This is a genomic window from Peptoniphilus sp. HCN-40583 (genome assembly GCF_037892835.1).
Taxonomy (GTDB): Bacteria; Bacillota; Clostridia; order Tissierellales; family Peptoniphilaceae; genus Aedoeadaptatus; species Aedoeadaptatus rachelemmaiella.
On the sequence record NZ_JBBKBU010000004.1, the window covers coordinates 62,081 to 73,880 of the forward strand.

Genomic DNA, 11,800 nt, shown 5'->3' on the forward strand with positions numbered 1-11,800 from the left:
ATGGCTTATGTAAATGTACCGAGAGACCTGTCAAAGTATGAATCTAAAGTCGCATTTAACCTAACAAAAAGACAATTGATTTGTTTTTCGATAGGAGCGGCTTTTGCAATTCCCGCTTACTGGTTTACACGTCATTTTTTACCAAGTGACGTGCGTTCAATTTTAATGTTTATTATTGCAAGTCCTTTTTTTGTTGCCGGTATTTTTAAAAAAGACGGCATGACTCTAGAGAAATATCTCTACATTGTGTGCCGACAGAAATATTTTAGACCTGGCATACGACGCTATAAGACGCTGACTCAAAGTAAGCGAGAAGTTACGACAAAAATAAAAGGAAAAACAAAAAAGAAGAAAAAGAGGTGAGATCATCTTGAATCAAAATTTCCAAAAAAAGCAAGAACAGCGTCTAAAATCAAACATCGACGCAGCGAAGAAAAATAAAGAAGACTTTGGCAACACAAAAGCCAAAAAGTCGGAATCAAAGACTCCTCAAGTTTTACAAAACTTATTGCAATTACTCGTTAAGAAAGAGGACAACGAAGTCTACACGACGCAAGATAGCTTACCTTACGACAAGATCTTTCAAGACGGTATTATGAAGCTTGACGAAGGACGCTATAACAAATGTATTGAGTTTACTGACATTAACTACCGATTAGCAAAGCCTGAAGATCAAAGAAAGATTTTCGACGACTATTGTAAGTTTTTAAACTACTTCGACTCGACGATTGATTTCCAACTGACTTTTTTAAATTTAACAGGTTTTGCTGACAGGCTCATGCACAATATTCGCATACAAAAGCAGAATGACCCGTTCAATGATATTCGAATGGAATATAGTAGAATGCTTCGTAATCAATTGGCAAAAGGCAACAATGGTTTGATTAAACGAAAGTTTATTACTTTTACCATTAAAGCTAAAAATTTAAAAGAAGCTATTCCAAGACTTGAACGAATAGAAACAGATATTCGCAATAATTTTAAAACACTAGGCGTACAGGCTGAATGTTTAACCGGGAAACAACGTGTCGAACAACTTCATGATATTTTAAATCAGGGAAGCGACAGAGAACGGACGACGTTTGATTGGCATAATGTAAGAACCGGAAGCATGACGACGAAGGACTATATATCTCCCTCATCGTTTAATTTTCAAAATCCACGAATATTTAAAATGGGGCAGATGTATGGTGCAAGTAGCTTTTTAAGAATTGACGCTCCTGAACTGTCGGATAAAATGCTTGCTGAAATTTTAGACATCGAAGACGATCTATTGGTGAATATTCATATTCGATCAATGGATCAACAAGAAGCAATTAAAGAAGTTAAGCGGACAATTACCGACCTGGATAGAACGAAGATTGAGGAACAAAAGAAAGCCGTTCGCTCAGGTTACGATATGGATATTATCCCCTCAGACCTTGCGAGCTTTTCTGAAGAAGCGAAGAATTTGTTGGAAGAACTCCAAGGGCGAAACGAGCGTCATTTTATTGTAAGCTTCCAGATTACGACCTTTGCTAAAAATAGAAAGAAGCTTGAAAATATCATTTTCCAATTAAATGGTATCGTTCAAAAATACAACTGTAGTTTAAAACGTATGGACTATCAACAGGAACAAGGACTTATGTCTGCGTTACCGATTGGGGTAAATCAAATAGACTTTGAAAGAAAGCTCACAACGTCTTGTGCAGCTATTTTTGTACCCTTTACAACCCAAGAGTTATTTATGGGCGGGAAAGCCCTCTATTACGGTTTAAACGCCATATCCAACAATATGATTATGGTAGATAGGGGTACACTAAAAAACCCTAATGGACTGATTCTAGGTACTCCTGGTGCCGGTAAATCTTTCTCGGCCAAGCGGGAAATGACGAATGCTTTCTTCATCACAGATAATGACATTATTATTTGTGACCCTGAAGCGGAATATTCGCCATTGGTAAAGGCGCTAGGTGGTGAAGTTGTTGAAATATCACCAAACTCCAAACATCATATTAATCCTTTGGATATTAATATTAACTACGCCGACGGCGACGACCCAATCATGTTTAAAGCGTCGTTTATTCTATCCCTATTCGAACTGATCACAGGTGGTACGCAAGGTTTACAGCCGACAGAAATTACCATTATCGACCGATGTACAAGAGCGATCTATCGGAAATATTTAGAAAATCCTATTCCTGAAAATATTCCGATCCTGGAAGACCTATACAATGAATTAAAGAGACAAAAGGATATAGAAGCTGAGCGATTAGCGACCTCTCTTGAAATTTATGTAACAGGTTCCCTTCGAGTTTTCAACAATCGTACAAATGTAGACGCTAACAATCGAGTCATTTGCTACGACATTAAAAACTTGGGTAATGCACTGAAGAAGCTAGGTATGCTGATTATTCAAGACCAAGTTTGGAATCGAGTGTCCATTAACAGAGACAACTTTAAAAAGACCTGTTTTTACATTGACGAGTTCCACTTGCTGCTAAAAGAAAAGCAAACTGCGGAATATTCGGTGGAAATCTGGAAGCGGTTTAGAAAGTGGGGAGGAATCCCAACTGGTATCACACAAAACGTTAAGGACTTACTACTAAGTCAAGAGATTGAAAACATCATCGAAAACTCAGACTTTGTTTTAATGTTAAACCAAGCTTCTGGCGACCGTGAAATCTTAGCTCATCGTCTCGGTATTTCACAAGATCAACTGTCTTATATCACCAATTCAGGTGAAGGAGAGGGCTTATTATACTTTGGCAATGTTATTGTGCCATTTATAGATAAGTTCCCGAAGGAAACGAAACTCTACAAACTCATGACAACGAAACCGGGAGAGAAAATGTATTAGATAGGAAGGTGAAGTTTTGAAAAGAAACAATTATAAAAATAAGCCTAGCCAACAGCCTATCGATTCTTCCAAGGTACAAAAGAGTAAGGAGAATTATAGCCAATCTCTGAACAGAACTAGAGACGATTACAATGCCAAGCACGAATCTTTTCATGCTTCATCTTTCAAAGACTATCGAGCCTTTACCAATCAGCAAGAAAATATAAAGAAACAAGAAAGCGTTAAGCAAGACTTTAGAAAGACTGATAAAGCTATAAATGCTCAATTAACGGCTTCCTATGAACAGCAAAAGAGGTTAAATTATAGAAAAAACCTCATGAGAAAAGAGCGTAGGGAGCGTGAAAGAGAGGAATATGCTAAAGAGCTAGAACAAAGAAGGCGAGACGAAGAACGGCGATTAGAAGAAAACAGAAAAATTGACGAACGCCGAATTGAAGAAGAACGACGTCGTCAAGATTATCTTCAAGAACTGGAAAATCAAAAGTTTATTCCGACTCAATCGCCTCTTTCTGCTGCTATTCAGCGTGAACTCGTAGACAAGCCCGCTAATCGTGTAGTCGATTTAACGGAAAGAAAAGAGAAATACGAGAAGCTGAATAAAAGAAAAACCTCTAACGAGAATTTTTCATCAAAAGAGAAAGAGCCATCTACCGGTAGTCAGCCTAAGTCTTACGCCGATCAAAATTTTTATGATGCTGATCGATCTTCTGTACGGCAACATCGTAATAGTGTTAAAGATCCAAAAAAAGAAAAGCTTAGGAAAAAACAGGCGAACACTGTTTATCAAAGATATCAGACAGATGTGGCTGACAATAAAGTGGAGGCGGAAAGACAAAATTCTTCGGCTCAAGCTCAAAAGTTTAAGATGACAGATGAAATGGATCTCGACGGTGACGGTATTATTGATCGATATGATGCCGACTTCAGGGATTCGAGTGTTCAACATTATGGCGATTTAGACGAGCGAGAAGACGCAAGAGCGGATTCGGAAAAAGAATATACAAACAAGGATATTAAAGAATCCCTTCTCTTTAACTCTGAACCCGAAAACTCAAATAGTGCTGCGAAAAAGAAGAAGCTAATTAAAAAAGCCTATTCTTCAAAATATCGTAATGAACAAGAAAAAGAGTCTGATTTAAAAAAAGAAAAACGATTCTCGGACAAAATGTTCTTTGATGACGAAGAAAAGGTCAATGCTGAACATTTAAAACTCGATCAAAAACTCGAAAGTGTTTCCGATCGAATTGCAAGATTAAACAAAGATAAAAACGCCGGTGCTGACACCGTAGCACGAAGCGTCGGTATGTCTGCAATGGCATTAAAAGCTGCTAAAAAAAGAAAGCAGTATGCGTCACGATTAAAAAATGATGAATCATCAATGATTCATAAAGTTAAAGAACACAAGTTTAACATTGAAGATGAAGCAACTAGACGGGTAGATCAGCTAAATGCAGATCAGAATCTTGCAGTTGAAACTGGCAACAAGGCAGCTAAGACTGCCGTTAAAACGAGAAAAGCTACCCAAAAGATTAACAAGGCATATCAAAAAGCTAGGAATAAGAAAAAAGCAAGAGAATCCTACTTAGAATCAAAAGGGGCTTCGTCAAATGCTCAATCATTAAGAGAAAGAATAAGCAATGCGATGAAAAATCCCGGTCAAGCGATTAAAAGGGTCGGGGAAAAAGAAGGTGCTAAATATTTAGCACTGGCACTCATCATCGTGCTGCTTATTTTTGTGCTTTTTTCTTGTGTATCATCATCTTTAGTAGGTATTACCTATTTAGGTAACACGTCTTATCTTGCAGATTTTATCGATGTTACGGAAGCAGACAAATACTACATGAAAAAAGAAGCAAAGCTACAATGGGAGCTTCAAAACATCGAGAAAGTTTATCCTGGCTTTGATGAGTATCACGTTGTAGATGACGCTATAGGTCACGATCCACATTTGCTTATTGCATATTTAACGGTAAAATTTGAAGATTTCAAGTTGAAAGATGTTACCGGAGAATTAGAGAGTATATTCAAGGAACAGTATCAATACAAAGTTGTTAAACGCACGGAAGTACGCTACCGACGGAATGGAAGCCCTTACCTATATAAGATTTTAGAAGCGACACTTTATACTAATGACTTAGAAACGGTGCTTCGCTCTCGATTAGGTGGAGGAGATTATTCAGGGGCAACTGGCGAAATGGGAGATTATGGCAATGGTCAATTTGCACAGCCTTTAAAGCATATAAGAGTTACCTCGCCTTTTGGTCCACGTAAAGCGCCTGTACCTGGAGCTAGTACATTTCACAGAGGAGTGGATTTTAGTGCGTCTGTTGGTACGCCTGTCTACGCTTCAGAATCAGGAAGGGTTATAACGAATAAATTCAATCGCTTCCGTGGTTGGTATATTGTTGTTGACCATGGAGGTGGTCTGAGAACGTTATATCAACATTTAAACGGTCGAGCGCCCAAGGCGGTAGGCTCAAGTGTTCAACGTGGAGAAGTTATTGCTCGTACAGGTAGGAGCGGTATCGGTTCAGGTCCTCATTTACATTACGAAGTACATGTCAATGGCAAACCTGTCAATCCGCTACCTTTTATTCAAGGCAATGGAAGGCGCAAGCCAAAACCCAAGCCTAATCCGCCGACACCACCACCTTCTACTCCGGAGATTTCTGGAAGTTCAGGAGACTCAGACAAAGTAACAGACCTTGAAAAATTCGATATTTATATGGAATCTAAAGGTAACTTCATGCTCTTCGAATCTCCAATAGAAAGTGATTGGAAGGGCAAGATATCAAGAATGTTCGGTTGGAACGTTATAAACAATAAGGTTACTCTTTATAACTGGTTGGATATTAATGCCGGCGGTGAAAAGGTAGTAGCTGTAAATGACGGTGCAGTATCTTCGAGCAGCGGTGGTCTAACTTTAACTGATGACACAGGTTGGAAGATTAAGTATCGAGGAGTTAGTCCGACCAAAACCGGTAAGGTTAAAATCGGAGATCAAATCGGTACTGCGTCAGGTAAGCTATCTATTCAAATTATTAATGACCAAAATCAAATACTAAATCCGTATTTTCATTTATGGTCAGAAGGCGGACGAGTCCAGTACAAGATGTACAATCCACGTCCAAGCATAGGCAGTATAGATTTCTCTTCCGGAGGTTGGGGTCAAGGTGGCGCAATGCCAAGCGAAGCCAAACCTTTAGGCGATTATTTTATTGCAACTGCCTACACACCTGACCCTAGAGAAAATGGCGGTTACAATGGAACTGCCATGGGGACAAAACTTGTACGAGGCGTGGTAGCTGTTGACCCGAAAGTGATTCCGCTAGGAACCGTTTTATGGGTAGAAGGCTACGGTGTTTGTCGTGCAGAAGATACAGGTGGAGCCATTAAAGGTAAACGCCTTGACTTGCTGTTTGAAACTAAAAAAGAAGCCTACAATTGGGGACGACGCAAAGTGCGTGTAGCGATACTTCCAAAAGGTTATAAGCCGGGAGGAAATGTTAGTGAACGGCGAACATCACTATTAAAAGAAGCACAACGCTATAGTGGCGTTCCTTATGTTTGGGGCGGTACAAGTCCACGAGGCTTTGACTGTAGTGGCTTTGTACATTACGTCTATAAGCAAAAAGGTATTAATATTCCGAGAGAAACCGTATCTTTGTACAACGGTGCAAGAAAGGTTTCTGCAGATCAGGCAAAGCCTGGCGATATAGTGTTCTTCCACAAAACCTATAATACGAGTAAACCGATATCACACGTCGGAGTCTACATTGGAAATGGAAAAATGATACACGCCAGTTCCAGTAGAGGTGTCATTATAGCGAACATTAATACGAGTTACTGGAGAAGTAAACTTGTTGGATTCGGAAGTTATTTACCGTAAAGGAGAAAAAATGACGATAGAAAAAGTTATAAAAAAGAAAACAAAGATTCAAAAACTCGAATCGAAAATCGCAGATATGCAGAAAGAGTTAGATGTTCTAAACGAAGATTACTATGCTGATCTTGGTAAAGAAGTAGAAGAAATATTTGTTGAAAAGGAACTAGATCTTAAAGATTTAGTTCCTTTATTAAATATGATGGAATCTTCCGAGGAAGTTCCTGACAAAGAAGAAGGAGGAGAAGATGAAATCGCACATTAAAAAAGGGCTTATCCTTTGTTTAGGTATGTTACTAATTGCACAGCCTATTTATGCGAGCAATCAGGAGATAGCCAACAAATTAAAGTTATACAACAATCCGTCACAGAATCGATATATAGAAAGTAAGTTAAAGCCGGAGTCTAAAAAACAGCCGTCTCAGCCGAAAAAAACACAGGCAGCAAAACCGGCAGCAAGACGAAATCCAATTCCTAAAAAAGCAGTTACACCAACGTCACCGGCACAAAAGTCAACGGTACAAACTGCTCCGTCTGCTCCAAAAGCTGTAGTTGAGCCTAAACAAAAAACGGAATCGGAAACAGTGCCTGAAAAAGCTACTACGCCGACAATGGCAAAGCCGGAAGAAAAGAAGCCTGATGTACAGCAATTTATAAAATTCCGAGCTGAAAATGGGAAGCTATACTATCTCGTGACAACTAGAAATCCTGACACAGGAGAGATTATTGACTCGGAACTATTCAGTGAACTTTCCGAAGACCGCTTGAAGGTAATGAGTGGTGAAGATTTAGATCAACAGGAAAAAGAACGTGAAGAAGAAGAAAAACGTCGGCAAGAAGAACTTGAACGACAACGTCTTGAAGATCAAAAACAAAACAAAGAAGAAGTACCTGAGAAAAAAGGAAATGGTGGAACAATCTTCTTGATGATTTTAGTCGTTGTCGGTGTTATCGTCGCAAAACGATTTAAAGATCAAAAGAAAACACATGAAGAGTTTGACGACGATGAACTTGACGATGATGATGACGATGAATTTTACGAGGACTACGAGGCAGATTATGACGAAAATGATGATACAGAGTTATATGAAATCGATCAGAGCCTCTTTGATGAAGATGATGAAGACGAAAGAGAGGATCAAGATGAAGAATAAGCTAAAAATAGTGGCAATGGCTTTGTGTTTTTTAAGCATTTCTTCACAAGCCTTTGCTACAGGAAAATCAAATATAAATGAATATGGGACTGACGTAAAAGAAGAAACAATCGTTAGCTCAGATACGCCTCAGTATCAAGATAGTCAGGAACAGAATAAAAAGATTGTACCTTTTGATCCTTCGAAGAAAAATGATATTCATGAGTCGAGAGGTCGAATCATCATGAATGTCGATCAGAAAGGGAACGACTTTAACTCCAGAGGTAATAAGTTTGATTTAATTCCCTTTACGACGGCGAATGGTACGACTTTAAAGCTATTAGTAAATTACGACGAATACAGTGAAGATGTAGTATTACTGGGTACGACAGACGAACAAGAACTCGCAAGTATGACCAAGAACTTGACGGAAGAAACTCGTGAGAGAGAAAAAGAAAGAGAAGAGTTCCAGCAAGAAAGTAGGAAGCTTCGAGAAGAAAATAGAGAAAAGCTCCAGGAAGAAAAGAGGCTTGAAAAAGAGAAGAAAAAACAAATTCAGCGAATGCTAATGTTACCCATTATTCTAGGCGGAGTTGCAGTAGCTTTAGTCTTAAAGTATTTAAAGAAAAAGAAAGAAGCAAATGAAGAAGGCTTAGAAGATGAAGGCGATATACTTGCGGAGGACATGGAAGACGAGTTTATAGAAGCAGAAGACGAATTTGACGATGACGACGAAGAATAAGGAGGGAGCTTGTGAAATTAATTGTTGCAGAAAAACCCTCTGTCGCAAAAACAATTGCAAAAGTGATTGGCAATAGTCATAGCCGTAATGGCTATTTTGAGTGTGGAAACTATATTGTTACTTGGTGTGTCGGGCATTTAGTGTCATTGGCAGTACCGGAAGATTATACCGATTCATGGGCAAACTGGGATTTGAAAGTTTTGCCCATGATCCCGGTTCAATGGAAATTCAATGTAGTGCAATCTACACAGAATCAGTTTAAAGTAGTAAAAGCACTCATGAATCAAAAAGAAGTAAGTGAAATCATCTGTGCAGCAGATGCCGGTCGAGAAGGCGAGCTTATTTTCAGACTTGTTTATGCTAAGACAAACTGCTCTAAGCCCATAAAAAGGCTATGGGTATCTTCACTTGAAGATAAAGCCATAAGAGAGGGTTTAGATAAGTTAAGAGATGGAAGTGAGTTCGACTCGCTTTATCAATCGGCACTGGCAAGAGCAAAAGCCGATTGGTTGGTAGGAATGAATTATACACGCCTATACACTGTAGGTTATTCTGAAAAACTAACAATTGGTAGAGTACAAACACCTACGGTCGCCATGGTAGTTGAACGAGATAATGCTATTAAAAACTTTGTGAAATCCAAATACTATGAACTAGAAGTACAGGCGATCAAGGACAATCAAAAGATCCTCTTTAGATCTATTAATCAATGGGAAAAGAAAGAAGATGTTCCCGGTGATCTGGGAAGACATATTATAATTACTAGCTATGTTGAAGATCAAAAGAAAACTTCCGCTCCTCGTCTTTACGATTTAACGAGTTTACAAAAAACAGCCAATCAAGTGTATGGTTTCACAGCCCAGCAGACTTTAGATTATGCACAGAGTCTATACGAAAAGAAGCTTATAACCTATCCAAGAACGGATTCACGTTATCTCACTGAAGGTATGAAAAGTACAACGGAAGAACTAATTCATCATTGTCCGTTATACGAAATGAACGACAAAAAGAGCAATCACGATCGATTGTTTGATGATAGTAAAGTTTCTGATCACCATGCACTGTTGCCGACACTAGAATCTTTAGATGAAGATCTTCATAATGTGCCAAGTTCAGAAATTAAAATTTATGAACTCATTTACTATAGGCTATTAGAATCGGTTTCGGGAGATCACATCATCAGGCAACAAAAAGCAGAGGCTATCTTTAAAGAGCGTCCTGAAGTTAAACTTCAAGCAGTTGGCAAAATTATTGAAGAAGAAGGCTTTAAGTCGGTCGAGAAGTTATACAGAGAAATCAGCCTTGAGAACAGTCCAATTTTCAGAATTGAAGAAAATGAGCTTCTGTCAATTGAAAATATCTCTATCGTTGAAAAAACGAAAAGTCCGCCAAAACCCTATAATGAGTCAACACTTTTAGGAGCTATGGAAACGGCGGGAACTGAAGATCTAGATACGAGTTTAGAGATAGAGCGAAAAGGCTTAGGTACTGCTGCTACAAGGGCTTCTATTATTGAAAAGTTGATCCAGTCCGAATATCTAGTGAGAGATAAAAAGAATCTCAGGTCTACAGAGAAGGCACAAAGACTCATCACCGTAGTTGATAGTCGAATTAAAGATCCTAAGACAACAGCTCAGTGGGAAAATTTACTATCTTTAATTTCCACCGGCGACTATCAAGCTGAGAATTTTTTAAAGAAGATTATTAAGGAAATTACAGACCATTGTTCAGATTTTGAACCTGATTCAAGTTTAATTCGCAGCAATCAAATTGGATCTTGTCCTATTTGTGGTAATGCAATAATTAAGACGAAGAAGGTTTATTTTTGTACGAATAAGGAATGTAATTTTCATATTTTCACGGAAATGTGTAGAAAATCCATTAATGAATCAGAAGTTGCAGAACTTCTGGAAAATGGAGAGACAAAACTTATAAAAGGCTTTGTTTCCAAGAAAGGCAATAAGTTTAATGCAAAATTAAAATTGAATTCAGATCATGAAGTGATTTTTGATTTTGAAAACAAGAAATAGTTTAGGAGAGAGAACAATGACTCAAAATAAAGACAAAAAAAGAATTGTACAAGAAGGATATATTGCAGAAGATATCAAGATTGAAGCTGCAATATCTAAAGAAGGTAAGCCCTTTTCCGTTGCCAATTTTTCAATCGTATTTGAAAATGAGGGTGGAGAAAGAGAATACCGCCCTGTAAGTGCCTATAAACATAATATAGATAAAGTCATGGATCTCAAAAAAGGAGATCTAATACGAGTGTATGGAACAGAGCAAGAATACTCTAAAAAGTCCGGAGAGAAGGCTGTCTCAATCAATTTAAATGATTGTGATCTTCTTGAAGGTGTAAAGAGGCAAGACATTGTTTCTTTAAGAGGTAATCTGACACAAGATGTAAGCCTTACCGATATAACGACTCGTGAAGGTGAAAAAATTCAAGTAGCTAACTTCTTTATTGTTTATAAAGATGAAAATGGAGAAAAAGCCTCTCGATCGATCAGTGCTTATGGAAAGAATGCGTTAAAGGTCGCCGACTTGAAACAAGGAGATTTTGTCCATGTTCAAGGTGCGGAAAAGCACTATAAAAATAAAGAAGGAAAAGATCGGACGTCCGTTCATCTTTATAGTTTTAAGATGCTAAAAGCTAAAGAAGATAGACAAAAAAATAAGGAAGTCGATCGGGAAGATAAGAAAATGAAAAATCAAGATGAAAGAGAAATCTAGGAGGATATTATGAATCATTGCATGTTTTCAGGAAAAGTAGTTTCAAAGGAAGCTGTTGAACAATTTACGGGCAAAGATGGCAGAACCTTTGATTCGATGAATTTTCAATTAGAAGTAGAAAATCAGAAAGAAAAAATGTTAGTACCCTGTCGCTATATTTCGTCTGCTGATACAGACAATAATTTAATGACGACGCTAGGAAATCTCGAAGACGGTCAAGACGTTATTCTCATGGGCAAGCTCAATATTCGTTCTATTAATTTTGGATTGACCACTATAACTGAGCCGTCTATTTATGTTCGCTCGATCGAAATTTTAAAAAGTAAATACAACATTGTAGATGAAGATGACAATTATATGATTATAGATAAAATGGAAACACCGTTTTAAGCTCTAGATCTATAAAAGATTAAGAAAGAAAGGGGTAGCAAAATTTTTTGTTACCTCTTTTTTTATTTAGTATTGACATA

9 protein-coding genes are annotated in these 11,800 nt (G+C 38.0%); all 9 read left to right on the forward strand.

Annotated elements, in window-relative coordinates; translation table 11 throughout:
* The 9 genes from WKT05_RS02495 to WKT05_RS02535 are packed head-to-tail and all read left to right on the forward strand — an operon-like array spanning nucleotide 1 to nucleotide 11,720.
* The gene (locus WKT05_RS02495) at nucleotides 1-363 is read left to right on the forward strand and encodes a PrgI family protein (RefSeq protein ID WP_108831242.1); all 363 of its coding nucleotides are present in this window, start codon (nucleotides 1-3) and stop codon (nucleotides 361-363) included.
* 7 nt (nucleotides 364-370) lie between these two features.
* The gene (locus WKT05_RS02500) at nucleotides 371-2,839 is read left to right on the forward strand and encodes a VirB4-like conjugal transfer ATPase, CD1110 family (protein ID WP_445323175.1); all 2,469 of its coding nucleotides are present in this window, start codon (nucleotides 371-373) and stop codon (nucleotides 2,837-2,839) included.
* Nucleotides 2,840-2,855: 16 nt separating this feature from the next.
* Nucleotides 2,856-6,728 (forward strand): CD1108 family mobile element protein, encoded by a 3,873-nt coding sequence (locus tag WKT05_RS02505; protein ID WP_340412766.1) that lies wholly within the window; start codon nucleotides 2,856-2,858, stop codon nucleotides 6,726-6,728.
* Nucleotides 6,729-6,738: 10 nt separating this feature from the next.
* A complete protein-coding gene (locus WKT05_RS02510) occupies nucleotides 6,739-6,987 on the forward strand; it encodes a hypothetical protein (RefSeq protein ID WP_108831244.1) in 249 nt (82 codons plus the stop codon).
* A complete protein-coding gene (locus WKT05_RS02515) occupies nucleotides 6,971-7,876 on the forward strand; it encodes a hypothetical protein (protein ID WP_159082044.1) in 906 nt (301 codons plus the stop codon). Before WKT05_RS02510 ends, WKT05_RS02515 begins: the two co-directional genes overlap by 17 nt.
* Nucleotides 7,866-8,597 carry a hypothetical protein gene (locus WKT05_RS02520; RefSeq protein ID WP_340412767.1) on the forward strand — a complete coding sequence of 244 codons (732 nt, stop codon included), beginning with the start codon at nucleotides 7,866-7,868 and terminating at the stop codon, nucleotides 8,595-8,597. The genes WKT05_RS02515 and WKT05_RS02520 overlap by 11 nt, the downstream gene beginning before the upstream one ends.
* Before the next feature lie 11 nt (nucleotides 8,598-8,608).
* Complete coding sequence (locus WKT05_RS02525; protein ID WP_159082046.1) at nucleotides 8,609-10,627, forward strand: type IA DNA topoisomerase; 2,019 nt, start codon at nucleotides 8,609-8,611, stop codon at nucleotides 10,625-10,627.
* Between the two features lie 16 nt (nucleotides 10,628-10,643).
* Nucleotides 10,644-11,330, forward strand: a complete 687-nt coding sequence (locus WKT05_RS02530) for a single-stranded DNA-binding protein (RefSeq protein WP_068455170.1) — start codon at nucleotides 10,644-10,646, stop codon at nucleotides 11,328-11,330.
* 9 nt (nucleotides 11,331-11,339) lie between these two features.
* A complete protein-coding gene (locus WKT05_RS02535) occupies nucleotides 11,340-11,720 on the forward strand; it encodes a hypothetical protein (protein ID WP_108831247.1) in 381 nt (126 codons plus the stop codon).
* The last annotated feature ends 80 nt before the right edge of the window (nucleotides 11,721-11,800 follow it).